We start from the raw sequence: 23,438 nt of genomic DNA on the forward strand, positions 1-23,438 counted from the left end.
AAAAAGATCATGGCCTATTGGCCGGATTTTAACGTAATGACACTAAGCTCCGGTCTGCACAGCACGCGAATCGGCAGATGTGTCATGCCAATGCCTCGGCTGACATACAGCGGCATTCTCTCCGTTCCCACATGAAATAATCCCTGGATGTACTTGCGTCCACCCGGAGGCGGCATCGGCGCTCCAATGACCGGCAAGCGTACCTGTCCTCCATGCGTATGCCCTGACAGTTGAAGATCAAAGGACATTTGCGCCGCCACATCTGCATAGTCCGGCTCATGCATCAGCAGGAGCTTGCATATCTCATCAGGTAGTCCGTGAATGGCACGCTGCGGATTGGGCTTGCCCATGATGTTATCCTCTAAACCGACCAAGGCTACACGCTGTCCCGCAAGCTCTACAATCGCATGCTCGTTTCTCAGCAACGTAAACCCGGTTTTCGGATACAATTCCTGTACTCCGGCTGGTAAGCCTCTATAATCATGATTGCCCAGAATAGCAAATTTGCCAAGTGTGGCGTGCATAGAAGCCATAACTGGAACAGCAGCCTTCATGGATACTGCATAGTCATCCACAATATCGCCTGTAAAACAGAGCAAATCTGGCTTCAGACCTGCTATACGGTCCGCAAGCTCGCGTAGATCCTGCTCATCCATGTGAAAACCCAAGTGCACATCACTAAAATGTACGACCCTGATTCCGTCAAAAGCAGACGGAAGACGAGGGAGAAACAAGTTGAAGCGTGTAATTTCCAAATGATTAGGCTCCCATAAGGAAGCATATCCTCCAGCCAGAAGCGCGGTTCCGGCTGTGGCTAAAGCCGCTTTTTTCAAAAAATGGCGGCGCGAAGGATTGGCTGGTTCATTTGAAATGGAACGCCGCGAAGAACCGGGAGGGATAGCGGACCCCTGATGCGGGCCATCCTGACTCTCGCGGCGGGTGTGCGGCGTCTTCTCCATATGCATTCCCCCCTGCAATCTATTCCTTGATCTCACTTTTTAGAAATTCTTACTGTCCAGAAGCTTTAGCGGTAGTTGGACAACCACTGCTCCGCATAGTCTACCAAATCACGTTGCCTCGCGAAAAAACATGAAGCCTCCCCAATGTTCACCCGCGTAAAGGCTGAGGGACAGTCCCGTTCAAAATCAAGTCCCAGCTTCTCAAAGTCATCTGAGGTAATATTAAAATCCTGAAAAGATACCCACGCTTTTGCTCCATCCACCATCATAGGAGCTTGATGCGTGATCACTTCTCGTCCATTATAGGCTGTTCGATATTCCGCCAAATGCAAGGACGTGTTGCTGTCATGTTCGCAGCCCAACAGCAGTACATAGGCATCTGCATCATACAGCTTTGCCAAGGGCGAATGCTCACCCAGCCCAAAATCAAGCTCATGCGCTTCCAGCAAGTCTGAAGCAGCAGGTCCACGTGCCGCCAGAGAAACATGCGGATGTCCGCTGCGCTTGGTTCCTGGCAGACCACGGAACGTTTCTACAATGACGCCCATCCCTCCGGTCAGCGTCCAGGCCGGATCATAAGCGGGCATTTCCTCGCGTACCAGTTCCCACCATGACTCATCCAGAGGCGGGTTCATCCAAGTCGAGGGATCAGTCAAGTCATGAGACTGTGTCGGCATTACCAGCGTCCCTTCCGGACCAACCGCTTCGGTTAGCGCGGCAAGAATGGCTGAGGCCCCGCCTGGAACAAAGCGTCCAAAGCTGCGCATCGACGAGTGAACAAGCAATGTCATGCCGCTCCGAACTCCCAGATCCTTTAATCCCTTCATTACATCCGACCTAGTGACAGGTCGATTCGTTATCGGTTGCACAGTCACCTGTCCAGCCTCCTTTTCACCAAAAACGATACACAATACCATAATTATACCATAACTGCTATCCCGCGCTCCTTTCTCCATGTTACCCTCCATCATTCCTGAGCGCAAAAAAACAGGCTTTCTCCAGTTTGAGAAAAAGCCTGTTTGTGCATAACCTATTCGCTGTCTAGTGCTATACAGTCAGCCAGCGCTTGAACATATGCTTGGTCGTTTCCTTGTTCATTTCGGCAATAGAAGTTGTCAACGGAATGCCTTTCGGGCAAGAGCGTACGCAGTTTTGCGAGTTCCCGCACCCTTCCAGCCCGTCGTCCGTCATCAACGCCTCCAGCCGCTCTTCCTGATTCATTTCCCCTGTCGGATGGCTGTTGAACAGGCGAACCTGAGATATCGCCGCAGGTCCGATGAACGTCGTCTTCTCGTTGACGTTCGGGCAAGCTTCCAGACAGACACCGCAGGTCATGCACTTGGACAGCTCATACGCCCACTGACGCTTTTTCTCTGCCATTCTAGGACCAGGGCCCAGATCGTAGGTACCGTCAATCGGAATCCACGCTTTGACCTTCTTGAGCGCATTAAACATCCGGCTGCGGTCGATGACCAAATCCCGAACTACCGGGAACGTGCTCATCGGCGCGATCGTAATCGGCTGCTCCAGCTTATCGACGAGCGCCGCACAGGCCTGACGCGGCTTGCCGTTAATCACCATGGAGCATGCTCCGCATACTTCCTCCAGGCAATTCGACTCCCAGCACACCGGAGCCGTCTCTTTACCGTGGCTGTCCACCGGGTTACGCTGAATTTCCATCAGCGCGCTAATCACATTCATCCCCGGACGATAAGCCAATTCGAATTCTTCCGTATAGGAACTGGTTTTAGGATCAGCTTGACGGGTCACAACGAACTTCACTGTTTTATTCGACTTCACTGCTTGCTCCGACATCTAAATACACTCCCTTCCGTTATTTGTTCTTGGAATAATCCCGAATACGCGGCTTGATCAGCGAAACATCCACCGCTTCATACGAGATTTGTGGTCCTTCCGGTGTCCAGTCCGCAATCGTCGTTTTCAGGAAATCCTCATCGTTGCGATCCGGGAAGTCTGGTTTGTAATGGGCCCCGCGGCTTTCGTTGCGCAACAGCGCACCTTTGGTCATCGCTTCGGCCAGCTCCATCATATTCCACAGTTGCCGTGTAAACGCCGCACCCGCATTGTTCCAGCGCGAAGCGTCATTGATGTTAATGTTAGAGTAACGCTCCTTCAGCTCCTTGATCTTGTGGATCGTAGCTTCCAGCTTGTCATTATAACGAACCACAGTCATGTTGTTCGTCATCCACTCGCCCAGCTCTTTATGAAGAACATAAGCATTTTCTTTTCCGTCCATATGCAAAATACGCTCATACTTCTCCGTCTGCTGATGAACTGCCGCATCAAATACGGAAGTAGCTATATCCTGTGCAGATTTTTTCAAGCCTTTGATATATTCCACAGCCTTAGGTCCAGCTACCATCCCGCCGTAAATGGCTGACAGCAACGAGTTCGCACCCAAACGGTTCGCACCATGATATTGGAATTCACACTCACCAGCCGCGAACAAGCCCGGTATATTCGTCATCTGATTGTAATCGACCCACATGCCGCCCATTGAATAATGAACAGCCGGGAATATTTTCATCGGGATTTTGCGCGGATCGTCACCGACGAATTTTTCATAGATTTCAATAATTCCGCCCAGCTTTACATCCAGCTCTTTCGGGTCCTTGTGGGACAGATCGAGGTAGACCATGTTCTCGCCATTAATACCCAGTCCATCATCAACGCATACACTGAATATTTCACGTGTTGCAATATCGCGAGGGACCAGATTTCCGTAAGCCGGATACTTTTCTTCGAGGAAATACCATGGCTTACCGTCCTTATACGTCCAAATACGACCGCCTTCTCCCCGTGCCGACTCGGACATGAGACGCAGCTTGTCATCCCCTGGTATAGCCGTCGGATGAATCTGGATAAACTCACCGTTCGCATAGCGTACGCCTTGCTGATACACCGCACCAGCAGCTGTGCCCGTATTAATGACGGAATTCGTGGTTTTACCAAAAATAATCCCGGGGCCACCAGACGCCAAAATAACTGCATCCGCTGCAAAAGTCTTCACTTCCATCGTACGCAAATCCTGCCCGCAAATCCCTCGGCAGATGCCTTCATCATCCAGTACAGCCTGTAAAAACTCCCAGTTTTCATACTTGGTCACCAAACCAGCAGATTCCCAGCGCCGTACCTGCTCATCGAGAGCGTACAGAAGCTGCTGTCCTGTCGTCGCGCCAGCAAAGGCGGTCCGATGATGCTGGGTACCGCCGAAGCGGCGGAAGTCCAGCAGTCCTTCCGGTGTCCGGTTAAACATGACGCCCATGCGGTCCATGAGATGAATGATCCCTGGAGCCGCTTCGCACATCGCTTTTACCGGAGGCTGGTTGGCCAGAAAGTCCCCGCCATAGACCGAATCATCAAAGTGAATCCAGGGTGAGTCTCCCTCACCCTTGGTATTTACCGCACCATTGATGCCGCCTTGAGCACAAACGGAGTGGGACCTTTTGACCGGAACCAAAGAAAATAAATGAACGTGAACTCCCGCCTCTGCCGCCTTGATCGTAGCCATTAGACCTGCCAGACCGCCGCCCACGACAATAATGTTGGATGCTGCCATTTCTGCTCACTCCTTTTTTTCAGGATTTTAACCAAATCCCCTTTTACGTTTAAAAATAGAATCTCAACACGATGTATAATGGATATGACTCATTTACAGTAGCTGTTTAAAAGCGCTGCATTGCACCAAGGCAGTTGCCGTTTCCTGAAATTCCGCGCTGCGGAATGCAAGCAGGGAAGCGATGAAGCCGATAGACACCACCACGAACAGGGTCATACAGATATAAGAAGATACTTTTTGCGCACGTGGTCCCACAGTAATCCCCCAACTGACCATAAATGCCCACAGTCCGTTAGCAAAGTGAAAGGATGCCGAAACGACACTGATTAAATACAAAATGAAATAAACCGGGTTCGTCACGATGCCATGCATAACGCCGCCTAGCTCCTCATGAGTTACTTTACCCAGAGCTACCTGAAAGCGTGTGTCGTATACGTGCCAGATAATAAATACAAATGTAATGACGCCAGAAATACGCTGGAACAGAAAGCGCCAGTTACGTGAATAGCCGAACCTTTTGACATTCGGGTCAGCCTGATAAGCGATATACAAGCCATAAATCCCGTGGAACAGTAATGGCAAGTAGATGAATAACGTTTCTAGCACAATAACCAGCGGCAAACCATTCAGGAAGGCCACGCTGCGATTAAATCCTTCCTTGCCGCCCTCCACCGCTGTGAAATTCGTCACCAAATGCTCAACAAAAAATAGAGCCAACGGAATGACGCCAAGAAGCGAATGCAGCTTTCTGGAATAAAATCCTCTCATCTAGGTCATGCTCCCTTCTCCCAATAATAGCGTTTTCAATAGTAATATAACATATAAAATGACAGTTCCCGACAGGAAATGTCCAACAAGGTGTCCCTTATTAGGAAAAACAAAAGTGTGAACATCTTGTGTCGCTTTCATGTTACTCCTTTTCAGCTTATAATGGAATTGCAATATACGTATTAATTATTATGTCTTTTTTGCATATAGAGAGGAAGTGGATGATTTGTTTGAGGATTTGAACGCTTTTGCCGTCATTGTCGAGCAGTCCAGCCTGAATAAAGCCTCCAAACTGCTGAATCTGTCCCAACCTGCCCTGTCTCGCAAAATTGCCAAGCTGGAGGAAGAGCTGGGTGTGAATCTCTTTGATCGTCGGGGCAAACGGCTCGAAATTACGTCCACTGGCCGATTTGTTTATACATTCGCACTAGAGCAACGGCAACGACAGCTTCGCTTTTTACAAAAGCTGTCCCAGCACAAAAATGAAGCCCAGAGTATGCTTACACTCGGCGCAAGCCTCACAACACTCCAAACGACGCTGCCTACCCTCGTCGAAGCTTTCATGAGCAAGCATCCTCAAACCGAGCTGAAGCTGCTCACCGGTAAAACCCATGAAATCGTCGCCTTTGTACGTGATAAAAAAGCAGACGCCGGTATTGTCGGGTCTGCCATTCATGAAGCTGGACTGCGTTGCATTCCGCTATTTGATGATCATTTGGAGCTTGTTGTTCCCATTGGACATGAATTAACCGTCAAGACAGGAACGGCCTCGATGAAAGACCTGCAAGGATTGCCGATGATTATTTTCTCCAAAGGAACCTGGTATCGCAGTCTGACGGATGACTTATTCCAGCGCAGCGGCATCATGCCGGATATCCGCATGGAAATCGACTCCTTCGAGGCAATTGTACGCCTGCTTCCAACCTGTAAGGCTTCCGCCTTGCTACCCAAATCCTATTTGCGCAGCGAACTATTACGGGATAATGGACTCACTGCATTATACTTGCCCGATTTGAAGGAGACACGCCGAACGACCTCCCTCATTTACTCGGAGACGACCGATCTCGGTCCGACAGCACGACGCTGGATTAGCGAGACACGTGCGTCGTTTGCAGGCTACCGTATGGTGTAGAGGGTTTAGCCCTCTTCATTGACATTAACAACCTCATCCTCAAAGCGACCGATATTGTCATTCGAGCCGATGATGACCATAATATCGTCTGCTTTTAGCCGATCCATAGCCGTCGGTGCGATCAGGATACCGTTCGCCGTATGAAGCGCCACGACACTACAACCAAAGCGAGTACGGGCATTTAGCTCTGCTAGCGTTTTTCCATTCAGACATGCAGGTACATTGAGTTCCACAATACTGTATTCTTTGGACAACTCCAAATAATCGAGCAAATTAGGCGTGACTAGCTGATGAGCCACCCGGATACCCATATCCCGTTCTGGATAAATGATCCGGTCCACACCGAGCTTCTCTAACGCACGCCCGTGCAGCACAGATATGGCTTTGGCTACGACTTTTTTCACACCCAGCTCCTTCAGCAAAATGGCGGTCAGGATGCTTACCTGAATGTCATCACCAATAGCAACAATGCCGCAATCGAAATTACGGATGCCCAGTGATCGCAATGAGTCTTCATCGGTAGCGTCCGCCACGACAGTATGTGTCAACATCTCACTCATACTGTCCACCACATCCTCATTCCGGTCAATGCCTAGCACCTCGCACCCCATATCCACCAATTGCAAAGCCAGGCTTGAGCCAAACCGCCCCAAGCCAATAACTACAAACTGCTGCGTTTTCATATCTACTCGAAAACTCCCTTATCTGAATCAATTTCATAAATGAGGATTTTACAAAAATCCTGAAATAATTAAACCAACGAAATGAATATGAAATGATTCATCCTATAATCATTTTGCCTTCCGGATGACGATATAATTCTTTACCCTTTTTCGGCCCCAGTGCATAAGCTAGCGTGAGTGGCCCCAGTCTACCTGCAAACATCGTCAGGGTAATCACCAGCTTGCCTATGACTGTCAAATCAGGTGTAAGCCCTATCGACAGCCCCACCGTACCAAACGCAGACACCGTCTCGAACAAGATCATCAAAAAATGATGATCTTCGGTTGCCGACAAAATCATGGTCACCCCGATCACGAACAGCAGCCCCAGCAGTGTAATGGTCAAAGCCTTGTAAATTCGTCCCTGCGCAAGTCGGTACCTGAACAGCACAATATCTTCACGCCCCCGTAGCATCGAAATCACGGCTCCAATGAGCAGCGCGAATGTTGTGGTCTTAATCCCGCCTCCAGTAGAGCCAGGAGAAGCCCCGATAAACATGAGTATGATGATAAAAAACTGCGTAGCCTGCCGCAAGCCTCCAATGTCCAGCGTATTGGCACCTGCGGTACGGGGGGTAACGGACTGGAATAAAGATCCCAGCAGTTTACCACCCCAATCAAGCGAGCCAAGAGTCTTTGGATTCGTAAATTCAAATACAAAAATCACGAGCGTGCCGACTACAATCATAGCGCCCGTCATGCTGAGTACCACCTTAGTATGCAAGGACAGTCTCTTGCGCTTGCGATATTCTGCCAGATCCGACATCACTACAAAACCAATGCCGCCTGAAATAATCAGGAACATAGCTGTAAAATTAACAATCGGATCATATACATAACCTGTCAGGCTGCGAAAGTGCCCGAATAAGTCAAAACCAGCATTGTTAAACATGGAGATGGCATGCCAAATCCCAAAATAAATCGCCCTGCCTACAGGCATATCAAACGACCAGCGAATCGCAAATATTGCAGCACATACGCCCTCAATGACCAGCGAGTACAGCAGCACCTTACGAATCAATCCGACAATTCCTTCGACAGAGGTCTGATTCATCGCTTCCTGTAAAATGAGGCGCTCCCGTAAGGAAATCCGACGTTTGAACACCAGCGCGATCAAGGTAGCCATAGTCATAAAGCCCAGGCCGCCGATCTGAATGAGCGCAGCGATAACAACTTGACCAAAGGTTGTAAAAAAGGTCCCCGTATCCTTTACGACAAGCCCTGTAACACAGGTCGCGGAAGCGGCAGTAAACAAAGCGTCTATAAACGCAAGTGGCTTTCCTGTTGTATTGGAGATCGGCAGCATTAACAATAAACTACCTATTAGAATGATAATGGCAAAGCCCGCAACGAATATCTGCGGTGGAGAAAGCCGGAGCCAGCTTGCATTGGGATTCATCTATTCATCACTTCTCTCCTAATCCTTAAAACTATAAAAACAGTGATTTAATACGGTGTAAGCCCGCTACGCGTTCCATTTGATCTTCCGATCGTCGTTGCCCCTAATTTTTTTGATTTTTCCAAACCTTTAGTAACTATAATTAGCATTCCCTGAATACAGGAAGAATGCATGTCAAGCACTACTCTGCCCCCTGTGCTATTGGCGGGCAGCAGCGAAGGAAGCAGAATTGTTCTGAAGAAGCGAAGCGTTTGCCTTTATCTCCGGATTTTAACCATTAAAGGGGTTATACAATCAAAAAATCCGGGGATAACAGCAATCGGAAGAATAATCTGCACCCGCAGCGGTCTAACCAATCCAAACACTTTTATACGCACAAAAATAGACACCGGAAAACCGAGTGCCTGACTTGGTTCCTGCTCATAGCCTACGAGGTTAGCTGACGGATTCGGGCAGCACAGTATGCCCTATTTACACATCCAATCCAGCAGGATCAGCTGTAAAATTCACCCCAGTAACATGGTTCCCCCGTTTTCTCATAGAAATTCGGCTTAACTGTATATCATTACCTATGTATTTTATAGGCATTGCCTCAAGATTATAATCCTTCTATATCCAGATCACAAAACCGATTTCGCCGAAAAAACGTGAAATTGGCTTTATTTTGCGAATGGGCATCGTTTAATCGCAGCTTATCTTATTTTATTGGAACTTTAAAGTGCTTTCACTCTATTTTCATGAATATCGCTGGTCTGTTGGCGGGAACCTGTGCAGTATGATATCTTTAATGGATGTTCTTATTTACAGATTAAGGAGGAAACTCATGAATCCTATCGGGAAACCGGTCGTGCTCACGGCCAACTTCAAAAAATTAGGCTTGCTGGGCGGGATTGGCCTGATTTGCTTTTTTATCTTTCAATTGCTTATTCCCTCGCTTAGCAATCCGAGTCCAGAATCAGTAATGAACGCAAAGGTCATCAGCAAACAAGAAGCGGTCATACACGCATTGGACTTTGCCCGCTCCGAGTTGGGCTATACTGAATCACAGCCAGAGGAGCCTGTCGTGACCTATCAGGCCGAAACAGATTTGTACGGTTATTTATCTAGAGAAAAACTGCTTCAACAGTACGACCGTACATGGAAGAAAAATTACCCTTACGAAACCTTTCGGGTTGATCTGCCTGAATCCTCAGCGAAAAGCAAACTGCAAATTCATGTGGATTTATCCACTGGGAAGGTCGTTAGCTTTAAACGGATCACCTCCAGTACCAATTACACACAGGCTGATATTTCTACGGATGAAGAAGCACGTAACAGGCTTATACGTGTAGCTGAGGACGGCATGACGCTTGAAGCCAAGGAGCAGGCGGCCGCAGTATGGGTCAAGCGCTTTGGCTTTAAGCCGTCGGACTTGAAGCTCGCCACCACTGAAAAAGAAGGTGGATTAAAGTATACCGTAGACGATAAAAAAATCGGCGCCTCGGTACTTACACTGGCTTTTACTTTCGAAGACGGTGATGTTCGCTCCTTCTCTCAAAGCTTTTCGGCCCCGTCGTCCTATACCGATTATATCGAAAAGCAAACATTTTGGGCGAATTGGATGACCTATGCGGGTTATGCCCTATTTAGCTTTGTGCTGGGTGTTCTTGCCATTGTGTATGCGTCACTCACCCGACGACATACTTCATTTGTACGCGGCATTGTTCTGTCCGTTATATACTTTATTGCAAGTATAGCTGGGACAATGAACATGCTGCCTTTATTGCAAGCAGAAGCAGGCGGTAAGGGCATGCTTATATTTCTTATGGTGTTCCAGATTGGTGTTACCTTCTTCATGGCAGTAGCGCTCTACTTCTCCTTGGTCGGCGGTGACGGACTTATGCGTCAGGTTGGACTGAATGCATGGCCGCGTGCGAAAGAGCCGGGCTACGGGCTGTATGTGCTTCGCAGTATGTATGTTGGCTACTTGTGGGCCTTTATTTTACTCGGGGTACAATCCATCTTATTCTTTATACTGGAGCGCACATTTAATACATTCTCCACAACAGATGCCACGCAATCCCCTTACAATATGGCTTATCCATGGTTACTGCCGATTATGGCCTGGATGGCAGGTATTGGAGAAGAGACTGTCTACCGTCTGTTTGGTATTCCGATGGTCAAAAAAATAGTGAAAAACACTTTTGTTGCTTGTCTGATCACCACGCTGATTTGGGCACTGGGACATACACTTTATCCGATCTATCCGGTGATTTCCAGACCTATTGAGCTGACTTTTCTTGGCTTGCTGTTCAGTTTTGTGTTCCTGCGTTACGGTTTTATTGCCGCCATGTTCAGCCACGTTATTTTTGACAGCATTCTAATGGGGCTTAGTGTAATGAGTCTGGGAGACACTGTGAATGTGAGCGCTGGTCTATTCTGGATCTTACTTCCAGCCATTGTGGGTTACATCATTTATTGGTTTAGTCCTAAAAAGCCAAATCGAATTATGTTTGAACCTATTAAAAAAGAGGAGCCGTATTCTACGACTCCTCCTCCCGAAGGGCAGCTATAATCTGACGCGCAAGCTTATCCCCAATAGAGAGAGGCCGGAATTCTTCAACGCTGGCCTCTCTTATTTTTTTGAGTGATCCAAAATGCTTGAGCAGTAACTTACGCCGTTTCTCGCCGATGCCTGGAATAGAGTCCAGCCGGGAAGTTACCATAGATTTGCCGCGTTGCTCGCGGTGGAACGTGATGGCAAAACGGTGAACCTCGTCCTGAATCCGTTGCAGCAGATAAAATTCTTCGCTATTGCGTGCAAGTGTCACGGCCTCAGAGGACTCTCCCACTAATAGTTGGGAAGTTCTATGTTTGGCATCCTTCACCAGACCACACACAGGAATGAACAAACCCAGCTCATTTTGCAGTACATCGGTCGCCGCCTTAATTTGTCCACGTCCACCATCCACAACGATCAAGTCGGGACGTTCCAGATTTTCCTTAAGCACACGTTCATATCTACGCCGAATAACCTCACGCATCGTTTCATAATCATCGGGTCCCTGCACAGAACGGATCTTATATTTTCGATACTCCTTCTTGGCAGGCTTGCCATCAATAAACACGATCATGGCGGAGACTGGATCGGAACCCTGGATGTTGGAGTTATCAAACGCCTCCACCCGGTGCAAGCTATCCAGCCCAATGGCACGTCCGAGATTGCTTGCAGCTTTGGATGTCCGTTCCTCATCCCGCTCGATCAGCTTAAACTTCTCATCCAAAGCAACACGTGCATTTTCCGTCGCCATGCCTGTCATTTGCTTTTTCAGTCCACGCTGCGGTACAAGTACCTTAACATCCAACCATTCAGCCAGAGCGAGAGCCGCCGTAGCTGGGTCCTCCAGTCCACCGGATAGTTGGGTTTCTGTTTCCTTTATCTCTGCATCTTGGTCACCAACTTGACCTTGATTCGTTGCTACTGCATAAGCTGCTCGTTCTTCAGCCACCAGCAATGAGTCAGCAGAATGCTCTGTCTCCGTTTGTATCGCTTTCTCATCTGTCTGTCCAGTAACATCGGCTAGAGGTGCACTGTGGAGTGCAGTTTCTGCCGCAACCGGTTGATCGACATTGACCTGTTCTGCCTGCATCAGCTTAGGAGAATCCGGCAGCAATATTTCCTGCGGCACTGCTGGGTTGTCACTATAATATTGCGTCACATAGGACATAAAATCACTGTAAGCCTCACCGTAGAAAGGAAAAGTCGACATATGGCGCTCGATCATTTTACCTTTGCGGACATATAGGATTTGTACACACATCCAGCCCTTATCTACTGAAAAACCGAATACATCTCGATCCTTCGCATCCGATGTGGTGATTTTCTGCTTTTCCATCATCGCGTCGATGCTGATAATCTGATCTCGCAACTCCTTGGCCCGCTCAAAGTACAATTCCTCTGCGGCCTCCTGCATTTTACGCTGAAGATCCTTTTTAATTTCCTCATGTCCCCCGCTCAAAAAGGAACCAATCTCCTGACCAATCTGCTCATACGTTTCCTTCTCGACCTCTTTCACACAAGGCCCCAAACATTGATGCATGTGATAATACAGACACACTTCCTTGGGCATCACACCACACTTGCGTAAGGGATACATGCGATCCAGCAGCTTTTTCGTCTGATGTGCCGCGTAGGCATTGGGGTACGGTCCAAAATATTTTGCTTTATCTTTCAGAACGCGACGGGTCACCTCCAGCTTGGGGTGTGCCTCGTTCGTAATTTTCAAATACGGAAAGGTTTTATCATCCTTCAACAGCACGTTATAGCGCGGCTGGTGCTTTTTAATGAGGTTGCACTCCAGAATGAGCGCCTCCATATTACTACCTGTAACGATATATTCAAAATCACGGATATCGGAAACCAATCGCTGCGTCTTGCCGTTATGGCTACCTGTAAAATAGGAACGGACCCGGTTTTTCAACACTTTGGCCTTGCCGACATAAATGATGGTGCCTTCGCTGTTCTTCATCAGGTAACAGCCTGATGCATCCGGCAGTAACGCTAATTTGTGCCGTATGTTTTCCAGCGCCTTCTCCTGATTCTGCAAGTCCTCCGCATAAGGTTTCATTCGCCCGGTTCCTCCTTCCATTCTTAATGACTGCTCAACTAACTACTTATAATATATAGGAATAATACACAAAAACGCCCCCGGTATTTACAACCGGAGGCATTGACCTTTCATGGCCGCTCCACCAAGCCCCCGCGAGAGCATGGGTCACATGCGATGATTATTGGTGTTTAGTAAGCATGCTTTTCAGCGCTTCTTTGGAGTTCAGACCTACCACTTTATCAACAGGCTGTCCGTCTTTGAAAACGATCAGGGTAGGAATACTCATCACGCCGAAACGGGAAGCAGACTCTGGATTTTCATCCACGTTCACCTTCGCGATTTTGACGCTGTCGCCAACTTCTGTGGACAGATCCTCCAGAATGGGAGCGATCATTTTGCAAGGACCGCACCATGGCGCCCAAAAATCAACCAAAACGGTTCCTGTGCCTTCGACTTCTGCGTTGAAGGATTGATCGGACACGTTAACAATTGCCATTGTATGTTCCTCCTTTATAGAAAAGTCAAGATTATTATAACCTGTAATGTCTGTTTCGACACCTTTTAATTATATCACAATAGTCTTTTAATTGTAAGATATCAAAATAGCAGACGGATAAACGCTTACCCCCGCTGATTTTTTCCCTTTACGGTAATGACATCTACAAAAGGACGAATCCGGTCCATCAAGCGTTGTCCTTTGTACATTTCCTCTCCGTCCTTGCTCGTAAAGCTGAGATGCTTCTCCAGCCCCTGCAACGAATAATTGGAAGTATAAAAAGTAGGTTTGCGGTTCATTCGGTAATTCAAAATGGAACCCATCACATGGTCCCGTACCCACGGGCTTAAATTTTCGGCACCAATATCGTCAAATACGAGCAGATCACAATTTTTGAGCATTTCGGTCGTTTCCTTCAGCTTCTGTCCATCCTGAATCATGGACTTTAAGTCCTCCACAAAATCAGGCATATACACGATCACACCGTTCAGACCCGACAGAGCCAGCTCGTGCAATAGATAGCCCATCAAAAAAGTTTTACCCGTACCAAACGTACCTTCCAGATACAGTCCTTTTTTGGATAGACCCTGACTTTTCGTTTCTTCAATGTAACGGAATAGCTGTGTGACGGCAGGCATACGTTGTGAATCTTTGCGCGCAATCTCAAGAGCGTTATATCCCTCCAGAAGTGCCCGTTCATCCACATAAAAGCTTTTAATTCTCTGACGCACCCGTTGTTCATGTTGGGAAGCAACCAACTTCGCACATGGGGTCCGAATGTCCACGATTTCGGCTGTTCCATTCGGATATTCCACGCCCAGCTTACAAAAGTGGCCCTGAAAATCGTTAGGACACTGTTCCAGCCCCGGACAATTGTCGCAATTTCGACGATCCCGGGCATACTGAAAGAGCATGCTCATGTTGAGTCGCAATTGTGTTTCGTCCACATCAGGATGCGCAGCACAAAACTCCTGCACGAGCGGATCATTTAGAACTTGATCGGCTACATTGCGAGTGCGCTGGCGAAACGAAGGGTTCTGCATCTGCTGTAGCAAATCGCCCAGTGATTCCAAGAACGCTCCTCCTTTCTAAAATGTGCAGAGTTATGGGGGGAGACGCTTCGCGGATGGATCATTCTTACGATCGCTGTTGCCACCAGATTTTTTCTATCGTAATAGAAATTTAAAGGTGAAAATCCGGTGGCAAAGGCGAACGCTATCGCTTCTCCAGAACGATTTCATCCGCTCCGCTACTGACCGCCATAAAGTCGACATCTATTTGAATTGGCTTCGCTTAATAGTTTCATAAAACCTAAAATTCACTAGACTTTTTTCTGTTTTCCGGATTGCATTCGTTCGGCCAGACGCAGCAGTTCATCCAATTCTTCCTCAGATACAGACTCCTCGGAAGGGTGATCCTGAACGATTGGAATGGATGGCTTGGCTGGCCCGTTATTTTTGGCATATGCGCGGGATCGGCCGCCGGAAGGAGAAGCAGAGGACTGTTTTCCTTTTACCTTGGCTTGATCCCTTATATATTGAACGGCTTTTTCGTAAGTGTTTACCTGCTTAAGCAGCATGTTGGAAGCAACGGCCTCGACAAAGTTTCGGTTAATTCGCTGATCGCTCCCCGATACGAGCAGTGACATCAAATAATGGATCAGCACATTGATGACTTCACCGGGCAGCTTATAGCTGATATCAATTTTCTCAAATATATCCAGCAGGTTACCGGGAACCGTGCCGGGGAAAAAGGTTTGCAGCAAACGGCGATAAGGCTCGTTGCGCAACATCATATTATATTGGTGAATGTCACACTTGGCTGTGAATTGTGGTGGAACCTCCACATAAAATTCCATTTCCACAGCCTGTTCTGCAGGCGGCTCTTCAGGTGTGGAAGCTTCCCTCTGGCGCAAGGCGACCACTTTGGCGGCCTGTACCTGCTGTTCCTCCTGACGCTTCCGATCCTGTCTGGAGTGCTGACTAGCCCGAAGCTGAAGCTCGTCAAGCAACAAGTCGCCTGCTTCGGTAAAAATACCATCCTCATCCAGCAAGCGACTAATATCCTGTACAGAAAGGTCAAATTTGCGAACAACGTAATTGACCATGCCTAACTGCTCGTGTTCAAACCGGAGACGCTCCACGTGCTTGCGATTGGCAGATTCACGCGGAAAACGGAGAATAATATCTGCATAATTCAATGCTTCCTCCGATTCTGACGCTAGTGGTCCAGTCTGACGGCTAGTGGACACCTCGGACAGCGCCTGTTCCAGTTCGTAATCTATAACATGGGTATTCAATTCAAATAACTCGTAGAAAGGAATCGAAATATTTTCTTTATTATAGGAAGATTGCGACCATTCGCTAGATTCCCTACTCCACAACGATTCTCTCAGAGAAAGCACTGCAAACTTACCGATTTTGTCTCTCAACAAAAGGGTGAGATGCTGCGTTCTGAAAAATTCAGCAGGTGCGAGCGGCGGCTGCATCTCATATTCATACATATAGTCGTCCGTTTCGGGTGCATACAGCCTGGACGTCTGTAATAGACCGACGGCCTCCAGCTTGGAGGTCTGTTCAATCAAATACTTGCGTCCCTTCTCACTCGGCTCCAGTCCCAGTGTCAGAAAAAGGCGACGCTGCTGTTCCAACGGCGAATAACCGACTTGTCCTACTGGCACATGCTGGAACAACAGTCGATACAGACTGACCGCAAATGCGCCTACCATCGGCTGATAGACGCTTCCCAGCATCAATTCATCCAGTGCGCTCAAGCCAAATTCCCGATAAACGCAGTAGCGGTGGTTCTCAGTATAGTGCAGCAGGTTTTTCATCCGCATTCCAACATTCTTCCTTTCCTGACATAACGGTCTCCAAGATGTTTTTCTATTCTATCATACTTGCCTTCTCGTGGGACCAACAAAATAAGGGCAATTGTTCTCCTTTTTGGCAGCCGTATTCGTCTGAGTTCTACTTTTTTCGAGAATACTAACTATTTTAAGACTTTGTGACCTGCATCATGGTAAAAATAAAATTCTTCACACTTCTTTCATTGGTGAAAAGCTTTACTTTGAGCTACAATATAATGGTTAAGCATCACGTATTGGATACAGGAATGATATAAGGAAGTACACATATTTCGGCTGAGCCGATTATCATTTACAGACGTAAAGGAGTGTAGATCGTGAGTCAACATCAACCTCAACAAACCCCAGCAACACCCAACGAAGTAGCCTCCACACTGGAAGGCTGGTATGCGCTTCACGATTTCCGGTCCATCAACTGGACAGCATGGAAGACCGCAGACGATGAAGAGCGCGCCGGAGCACTGGACGAGCTTCAAGAGTTTATGAAGGAATGGAACGTTACCGAGGAAGCGGGTCTGGGCAGTTCAGCTGTCTATACTGTTGTCGGACAAAAGGCTGATTTTGTCATGATGCACCTGCGGGAAACGCTGGAAGACCTCAATAAGCTGGAAAATGACTTTAACAAAACAACCTTCGCCAAATATACAACCAAAACCTATTCTTATGTGAGTGTGGTGGAACTAAGTAATTATTTGAGCAAGGATGAAGATCCCATGCAAAATCCACAAATTGTCGCACGCTTGAAGCCTGTACTAAACAAGGCCCGTTATATTTGCTTCTATCCAATGAACAAAAAACGTGATCTGGACGATAACTGGTACATGCTTTCGATGGACGAGCGTCGCACCTTGATGCGTAGCCACGGCTTAATTGGACGCAGCTATGCTGGCAAAGTAAAGCAAATCATTTCCGGTTCCGTCGGCTTTGACGATTGGGAATGGGGCGTAACACTGTTCTCCGATGACGCACTTCAGTTCAAGAAGCTAATCTACGAAATGCGTTTTGATGAAGTCAGTGCTCGTTACGGTGAATTTGGCTCCTTCTATGTCGGCAGTGTGTTAAATGAAGAGACATTTGAAGACATGTTGAAGCTGTAAACCATAAGCGTCGGAACTATGTCGCAACATACAATCAAGGATTTCGTGAACTCCCACTTTCGGGACGACGGAATCCTTTTTTATATACCTTGATGCGCCAGCTTTCTTTTCTCCAAAGCGATCAGAATAGAGATAATAAGCAGCAAACCACTTAGTAAGATCAAAAAGCCTCCCAATTCGGGAATAAAATATTTTAAGCTTCCACCTTTAAAGCCCATACCTCTCAAAAACTTGAAATGCCAGGTCAATGGGAGAATGTTACTTACATATTGCAGCGATGGAGGCAGCATAGCCACTGGCAATTGAGCGCCGCTCAGTAAAAACGAAGGCAGTATAATTAGCATGAGGCGTGGGGAAGCTTTTCCAGGATTGGCCGCATTCCACCCTAAAGCCATCGCAAACAAACCCAACGTAATCGTGTACAGGAGAAATGGAATACTGAGCTGCCATACATTCGCTTCAAAGCGTAGTCCGCCAATTTGCTTGAGCAAACCAATGGACAGGTAAAAGGACACACATCCTACTAACGCATACGGCAACACCCTAAGAATCAAGCTATACGAATGCTGAAGCTCCTCTTTTAATCTTCCTTGCTCCCGCAATCGCGGGACAATTGTCAGTACAGTAGCACCAATTAGTGAAATCATGACCGTATTAATGAACCCCATAACCGAGGTCATCAAAGTAGCATTGGTAGGATTATATAACAGGCGCTGCTGAAGCAGCATATTGGAAGTAAGCCCTGTAACCTGACTGTCACTCATTCCCATACCCTTTAATCCACCACCAGCCAGTATCGCATTTTCCGTCGCCATGATCTCTGTGACTGCCGAGCGTAGATTTCCAGTAGCCTGACCTACCGTATTATCTACATAAAAACCGATGTTGCTCTGAACTCCTTTAATCCTATTTTCCTCCAACCCAGCTGGAAGGTAAATCACCGCAAAAAACTTTTCATTATATAAAAGTAAATTCGGATCGGTTTCGTTCTCTTGCACATGGCGTACATCAATATACTGCGATGCATCTAATTTATTAATAAGCTGTCGGCTATAACTGCTATGATCTAAATCGACTACAGCTACAGAGGCATCGTTAAGCTGATTATTTTTAAAAACAAATCCAAAGGCAACAGCTACAACGATAGGAACGAGCAGCATAATAAAAACCATTTTGCCGCTGATCATCAGCTTCCATTCTTCTATAAACGCCTTCATTTCGTCACAACCTCTACCGTCATTCCAGGTAATAATTCAGATGTTCGCTGGACATCCACCCGTATTTGGAAGGAGCTGATATCCGACAGACCTTTGTCCCGACTCATTCTCATGTTGGTATACTGAGGGGCAGAAGTAATGTACCTCACCTTGCCTTGGACATCTTTATCTAAAGCTACAACGTGCGAAGTCACATTTCCCCCAGCTTTAAACTGTGATATGGAATCCTCGCCCACATAAATATCGTAGTATAGCTGATTGGTTTCAATAACGGCGCCCGTTGCCCCCGTAGAAACGATCTCTCCCATTTTAGGTACAATACGCGACACCTTACCATCTGTGGATGCCTTCAGCACCATACGTCCACGCTGCAATTCCAAAGTTTTGAGTTGAACACTCAATGCCTGCTTTTGTTGAGCCAGAAGATCCACATTGTATTCGCTATTCTTAACATCTTTTCGTGTTTGCGAGGTTTGAGTCAAGGCTTCCTTGGCCTTTTCTGTTTTGATACGAGCCTGCTGGCGTTCCTCAGCAGTTGCGCCAGCCTCCATTTTATCCAAAGCGGTTTGCTGCTGAGCGATCCCATTTTTAGCAATGTCCGATTGTTTGCTAGCCGCTGTAATCTGGTTATTGGCAATTTCAACCTGATCCTTAGCTGTATCTAACGCGATTTGGGCATTATCCAGTTGGTTTTTGGCGTTATCCAGTTCTGCTTTGGTTCCAGCTCCAGCATCATATAACGCTTGAATACGGTTGTAATTCACTTTAGCCAAGTCCAGAGCCTGTTGTCTGGATGCTACTGTTTTTTGCGCGATTTCCGCATTTCTTTTGGCTGTCTCTACTCCTGTCAGAGCTGCGTCCAACGATTGCTGTGCTGCTTCAATAGCCAGCTTTTGTCTTACAATATCCTCCGCACGTGTGCCTTGGTTTAATAAGGACTCTCCCGCTTGCGCAGCTTGAATGTCCAATTGCCCCTGTTTTTCTGAATTCGAAATTTTCTCCGACTGATTTTGCAGCGCGTCTTTAGCCTGTTTTATTTTCACATCAGCCTGTGCGATATCCGTTTTTAATTTCTCAATTTGCAAATCAAGGTCTACAGGATCGAGGGTCATGAGCACATCCCCTTTTTTCACCTGTTGTTCTTCCTTCACCTCAATCGTGTTTACTCTTCCCCCTACACCCTGAAAAGCAACATTCACGGTATCCGCCGTAAGCAGTGTATTTTTTTGTTGGGCTGCCATACTCACAGCATCCTTGCCGCTCATTGCCATTAGCGTACCCCCGGTACCTAACGCGACAATAAGTAATACGTACACAATGATCTTTTTGTTCATTACAATAAACTCTCCTTCATGATGATTTAGCAATGATAGTTAAAAATTAATAGTCGAAAACTAATAAGGAACCTGATAGTACGATGTCTAACTATTTGAGTTGGGAAATTTTTTTATTCCCGTTTTATCTGTTCAAGTCCTGAGGAAAGCTTATTTAATAACGTAGCAAATAGAATATGATCTTCCTTCGTAAATTCATTCATCAAATCAGCAAAAAGCTGCATAAACAACGGAATTCTTTCCGTCATTAACTGTTTACCTTCATTAGTCAAGGAGATTGCAGTCATACGTCGATCCGTCAGCGTACTTCTCCGGATGATGCCGTCTCGTTCCAGCTTATCAATTACACTGGTTACTGTTGAACGAGTAACTCCTGAATATTCAGCCAGCTCGGATGGAGTCAATGCACGTTCATGAAGAAACAATGGCATTAAAATTTTCAGGTTGCCTACAGACAGCCCATATTCCGACAGTCTGGAAGACACTCCATTGTACACTTCATGCGCTGCCTGCACGAAAAGTACCAACGTATTCAACGATTGGGAGTCCGCATTTGGAAACTTTTCTGCCAATAAATTTATTCTCTTGGGATCAGCATTGATATTAAAATCAGAATTCAATCTGAAGCTCCCCCTCTGTAATTAGTAACCATACTATACGTCGTCAAATAGTTATGAGTCAATACCTTTTTTTGTTCGCCTAAATAAAAAAGGTCTCCATGCTCCTTTTTAGGAGTCAAGGAAACCTTTCTACCTTTAGAAAAACCGTCCCTTTTTCAGTACCAGTGGAATTCCGCCAATGATGAACAGATAGCGGAGATCCACAATTTTTTTCAATTGTGCGGCCACCCAACCTTTTATTTTGCGTTTGCCCACCACGGCGACGGCTTCCCCTTTTCCAAGAGAAGCAACCGTCCCTTTGTTGGAAAATATGAACTTGTGCAGCTCCTTTTTGCGAAGAGTAGCGGCCAGATTCTTGGCACAAAGAACCCCTTGCTGCATCGCAATTTGGGCAGTCGGTGGATAAGGGCGTCCTTCAGGATTAAACATCAGGGAGCTGTCCCCGATAATAAAAATATCATCGTGGCCCGGTGCACGCAGAAAATCGTCGATTTTCACCCTTCCGCGCATCACTTCGAATCCGGCTTTCTCGATTAATCCGTTCCCACGGATCCCTCCCGTCCAGACCACCGTGCACGCTTCGATTTTCTCCCCCTCACCAACGATTACACCATCCTGCAAGCATTCCTTAATCGGAATTCCAATGCGGAAGGTGACCCCTTTATGCTTAAGGACGTTCATCGCATACTCCACCAGCTCAGGATCGAACCCTGGCAGCGCCGTAGGAGCTGCCTCGACGTTAATGATTTGAATCCGGTTAAAATCGATGTCATAGGCTCTGGCCAGCTGTGGCAATCGATCCGCCAATTCTGCTACAAACTCAATGCCGCTAAAACCAGCGCCTCCTACGACGAAATTGAGGCGACCTGGTTTACCGTCATTTTTATACAGGGCCAGCTGGTATTCAATATGCTCACGAATCAGGCGAACCGAGTTAATACTGCGAATCGTCAGCGCGAACTTATCCATTCCCGGAATACCGAATGTTTCTGGCTCGCCGCCTAATCCAATGACCAAATAGTCATAGGAGAGTGATCCATCCTCCAGCACGATTTTTTTCTCCTTCGGTATGATTTCCTTAACCGTTCCTTTGACTAAATCCACCTTGAACTCATCGATTAGCTGGGCAATCGGAATCCTTGAATGCTCAATCGTATCCGTACCTGCCGCAGGCATATGAAGATGTGTCGTAATATAGTGGTAATCATGTCGATTGATCAGTGTGACATCCGCCTCATTGTGCTTGAGCTCCTTTTGCAATTGCTGAGCCGTCAATATACCGCCATATCCGGCGCCCACAATGACAATTTTGGGAATACTGCTCATGCTTCTACCCCTTCCGATATACATAATCATTAATTATTCACAGCTGTTCTCTCAAAACGGTTAATTTATACTCACAGAAAAGTCTTCATCAAATATTAACCGCTTTAACTTTGCAAGCGGAACCCAGCAGTTTATAATGATAAACAGTGAATCATGCGTTCGGCGGCTATCTGAACCTCTATGCGGCTGATTCAATATCTACAAATCCCATACTATCCCTTTCGGAGGTGTTTTAGAGTGACAGCTCAATCCACAGGTGCGGAAATCCGCGATCTGATTATTATCGGAGGCGGTCCAGCCGGTATTTTCGCCGCTTTTTACGGGGGAATGCGTCAGGCGTCCGTCACCTTAATTGAAAGTATGCCCCAACTGGGCGGCCAGCTTGCAGCCCTTTATCCTGAAAAATATATCTATGACGTCGCTGGCTTTCCTAAAGTGACTGCACAGGAACTGGTTAACAATTTGGTTCAACAAATGAACCACTTTAATCCAGAGGTGCAGCTAGAAGAGAAAGTCGTATCATTAGAGAAAAAGGAAGAACGCCACTTCATCGTAAAAACAGACAAAGGTGGCGAGTATCATGGTAAAGCGGTTATTATTACCGCTGGTGTGGGTGCTTTCGAGCCGCGCAGACTGGAGCTTCCAGGTGCCGAACGTTTTGAAAAAACGAACCTGCATTACTTTGTCAGCGACCTGAGCAAATTTGCAGGCCGAAAAGTGCTAATTAGCGGTGGTGGTGACTCTGCTGTAGACTGGGCACTTATGCTGGAACCGATTGCAGAACAGGTTACATTGATTCACCGCCGTGACAAATTCCGTGCGCATGAACACAGTGTCGAAAACCTCCTCGCTTCCAAAGTAAACGTTATTACACCAACGGAAATTACAGAATTGCATGGAGAAGACACAATTACGAAAGTCACTCTTGCTCATGTAAAAACCAAAGAAACACAGGAAATCGAAGTGGACGATGTGATCGTTAACTTTGGATTTGTATCCACACTTGGCCCGATTGCTGAATGGGGAATTGAAATCGAAAGTAACTCTATCGTGGTCGATTCTCGCCAGGAAACTAATATTCCCGGCATTTTCGCCGCTGGGGACATTACGACCTATCCAGGCAAGCTCAAGCTGATTGCGGTCGGCTTTGGTGAAGCTCCTACGGCAGTCAACAACGCCAAGGTCTATGTAGATCCAGATGCCAAGTTATCTCCTGGTCACAGCAGTAACATGAAATTGTAGTCTAGTTTAGACTATGACAAAAAAGGGTATTTTACTCCAAATTTGAATCTTTGGAGTGAAATACCCTTTTTTACGGTGTGCCTATTCGTTG

The 23,438-nt window shown here is 46.9% G+C and carries 19 protein-coding genes and 1 riboswitch; of the genes, 4 read left to right on the forward strand and 15 right to left on the reverse strand.

Annotated elements, in window-relative coordinates:
- Positions 1 to 14: 14 nt before the first annotated feature.
- The 5 genes from ACUUJN_RS21290 to ACUUJN_RS21310 all read right to left on the reverse strand — a co-directional run bounded on the left by ACUUJN_RS21290 (position 15) and on the right by ACUUJN_RS21310 (position 5,307).
- On the reverse strand, positions 15 to 959 hold the full coding sequence (locus ACUUJN_RS21290; RefSeq protein ID WP_484668913.1) for a metallophosphoesterase: 945 nt from the start codon (positions 957 to 959) through the stop codon (positions 15 to 17).
- Between the two features lie 65 nt (positions 960 to 1,024).
- Positions 1,025 to 1,834, reverse strand: coding sequence for an AAC(3) family N-acetyltransferase (locus ACUUJN_RS21295; protein WP_484669767.1), 810 nt, complete (start codon positions 1,832 to 1,834; stop codon positions 1,025 to 1,027).
- Positions 1,835 to 2,006: 172 nt separating this feature from the next.
- The gene (gene sdhB / locus ACUUJN_RS21300) at positions 2,007 to 2,774 is read right to left on the reverse strand and encodes a succinate dehydrogenase iron-sulfur subunit (RefSeq protein ID WP_053326044.1); all 768 of its coding nucleotides are present in this window, start codon (positions 2,772 to 2,774) and stop codon (positions 2,007 to 2,009) included.
- A gap of 19 nt (positions 2,775 to 2,793) precedes the next feature.
- Positions 2,794 to 4,539, reverse strand: a complete 1,746-nt coding sequence (gene sdhA, locus ACUUJN_RS21305; protein ID WP_061830109.1) for a succinate dehydrogenase flavoprotein subunit — start codon at positions 4,537 to 4,539, stop codon at positions 2,794 to 2,796.
- Between the two features lie 93 nt (positions 4,540 to 4,632).
- The gene (locus tag ACUUJN_RS21310) at positions 4,633 to 5,307 is read right to left on the reverse strand and encodes a succinate dehydrogenase cytochrome b558 subunit (RefSeq protein ID WP_023990144.1); all 675 of its coding nucleotides are present in this window, start codon (positions 5,305 to 5,307) and stop codon (positions 4,633 to 4,635) included.
- Between the two features lie 226 nt (positions 5,308 to 5,533).
- Between ACUUJN_RS21310 and ACUUJN_RS21315 the strand changes: the two genes are divergently transcribed.
- The gene (locus tag ACUUJN_RS21315) at positions 5,534 to 6,439 is read left to right on the forward strand and encodes a LysR family transcriptional regulator (protein WP_028541456.1); all 906 of its coding nucleotides are present in this window, start codon (positions 5,534 to 5,536) and stop codon (positions 6,437 to 6,439) included.
- A gap of 5 nt (positions 6,440 to 6,444) precedes the next feature.
- On the opposite strand, the gene ACUUJN_RS21320 is transcribed toward ACUUJN_RS21315, so the two are convergent.
- Together ACUUJN_RS21320 and ACUUJN_RS21325 are read right to left on the reverse strand one after the other, a co-directional pair.
- On the reverse strand, positions 6,445 to 7,122 hold the full coding sequence (locus ACUUJN_RS21320) for a potassium channel family protein (protein ID WP_023990146.1): 678 nt from the start codon (positions 7,120 to 7,122) through the stop codon (positions 6,445 to 6,447).
- Positions 7,123 to 7,219: 97 nt separating this feature from the next.
- Positions 7,220 to 8,560 carry a TrkH family potassium uptake protein gene (locus ACUUJN_RS21325; protein WP_068941829.1) on the reverse strand — a complete coding sequence of 447 codons (1,341 nt, stop codon included), beginning with the start codon at positions 8,558 to 8,560 and terminating at the stop codon, positions 7,220 to 7,222.
- 409 nt (positions 8,561 to 8,969) lie between these two features.
- A riboswitch (cyclic di-AMP (ydaO/yuaA leader) is annotated at positions 8,970 to 9,122 on the reverse strand.
- Positions 9,123 to 9,383: 261 nt separating this feature from the next.
- On the opposite strand from ACUUJN_RS21325, the gene ACUUJN_RS21330 reads away from it, so the two are divergent.
- Complete coding sequence (locus tag ACUUJN_RS21330) at positions 9,384 to 11,114, forward strand: CPBP family intramembrane glutamic endopeptidase (protein ID WP_023990148.1); 1,731 nt, start codon at positions 9,384 to 9,386, stop codon at positions 11,112 to 11,114.
- Here the strand turns inward: ACUUJN_RS21330 and uvrC are convergent.
- The 4 genes from uvrC to ACUUJN_RS21350 all read right to left on the reverse strand — a co-directional run bounded on the left by uvrC (position 11,083) and on the right by ACUUJN_RS21350 (position 16,484).
- Entirely contained in the window at positions 11,083 to 13,167 is a 2,085-nt protein-coding gene (gene uvrC, locus ACUUJN_RS21335) for an excinuclease ABC subunit UvrC (protein ID WP_023990149.1), read from the reverse strand. The two genes, ACUUJN_RS21330 and uvrC, sit on opposite strands and share 32 nt — an antisense overlap.
- A 160-nt stretch (positions 13,168 to 13,327) precedes the next feature.
- Complete coding sequence (gene trxA, locus ACUUJN_RS21340) at positions 13,328 to 13,645, reverse strand: thioredoxin (protein ID WP_010347861.1); 318 nt, start codon at positions 13,643 to 13,645, stop codon at positions 13,328 to 13,330.
- Between the two features lie 125 nt (positions 13,646 to 13,770).
- Positions 13,771 to 14,718 carry a primosomal protein DnaI gene (gene dnaI / locus ACUUJN_RS21345; RefSeq protein ID WP_023990150.1) on the reverse strand — a complete coding sequence of 316 codons (948 nt, stop codon included), beginning with the start codon at positions 14,716 to 14,718 and terminating at the stop codon, positions 13,771 to 13,773.
- A gap of 248 nt (positions 14,719 to 14,966) precedes the next feature.
- Positions 14,967 to 16,484: a replication initiation and membrane attachment family protein gene (locus ACUUJN_RS21350; protein WP_028541451.1), complete on the reverse strand. Its 1,518-nt coding sequence runs from the start codon at positions 16,482 to 16,484 to the stop codon at positions 14,967 to 14,969.
- Between the two features lie 344 nt (positions 16,485 to 16,828).
- Between ACUUJN_RS21350 and hemQ the strand changes: the two genes are divergently transcribed.
- On the forward strand, positions 16,829 to 17,608 hold the full coding sequence (gene hemQ / locus ACUUJN_RS21355; RefSeq protein ID WP_023990152.1) for a hydrogen peroxide-dependent heme synthase: 780 nt from the start codon (positions 16,829 to 16,831) through the stop codon (positions 17,606 to 17,608).
- A gap of 80 nt (positions 17,609 to 17,688) precedes the next feature.
- Here the strand turns inward: hemQ and ACUUJN_RS21360 are convergent, their stop codons facing one another.
- From ACUUJN_RS21360 to ACUUJN_RS21375, 4 genes are all read right to left on the reverse strand, one after another.
- On the reverse strand, positions 17,689 to 18,825 hold the full coding sequence (locus ACUUJN_RS21360) for an ABC transporter permease (RefSeq protein ID WP_484668914.1): 1,137 nt from the start codon (positions 18,823 to 18,825) through the stop codon (positions 17,689 to 17,691).
- A complete protein-coding gene (locus tag ACUUJN_RS21365) occupies positions 18,822 to 20,159 on the reverse strand; it encodes an HlyD family secretion protein (RefSeq protein ID WP_340959573.1) in 1,338 nt (445 codons plus the stop codon). Before ACUUJN_RS21365 ends, ACUUJN_RS21360 begins: the two co-directional genes overlap by 4 nt.
- A gap of 113 nt (positions 20,160 to 20,272) precedes the next feature.
- Complete coding sequence (locus tag ACUUJN_RS21370) at positions 20,273 to 20,779, reverse strand: MarR family winged helix-turn-helix transcriptional regulator (RefSeq protein WP_023990155.1); 507 nt, start codon at positions 20,777 to 20,779, stop codon at positions 20,273 to 20,275.
- Positions 20,780 to 20,914: 135 nt separating this feature from the next.
- Positions 20,915 to 22,105, reverse strand: a complete 1,191-nt coding sequence (locus ACUUJN_RS21375; RefSeq protein ID WP_023990156.1) for an NAD(P)/FAD-dependent oxidoreductase — start codon at positions 22,103 to 22,105, stop codon at positions 20,915 to 20,917.
- A gap of 237 nt (positions 22,106 to 22,342) precedes the next feature.
- Here ACUUJN_RS21375 and ACUUJN_RS21380 point away from each other — a divergent pair, with 237 nt between their 5' ends.
- Positions 22,343 to 23,347, forward strand: a complete 1,005-nt coding sequence (locus ACUUJN_RS21380) for an NAD(P)/FAD-dependent oxidoreductase (RefSeq protein ID WP_023990157.1) — start codon at positions 22,343 to 22,345, stop codon at positions 23,345 to 23,347.
- The last annotated feature ends 91 nt before the right edge of the window (positions 23,348 to 23,438 follow it).

The organism is Paenibacillus sp. LRG-1 (genome assembly GCF_057220305.1).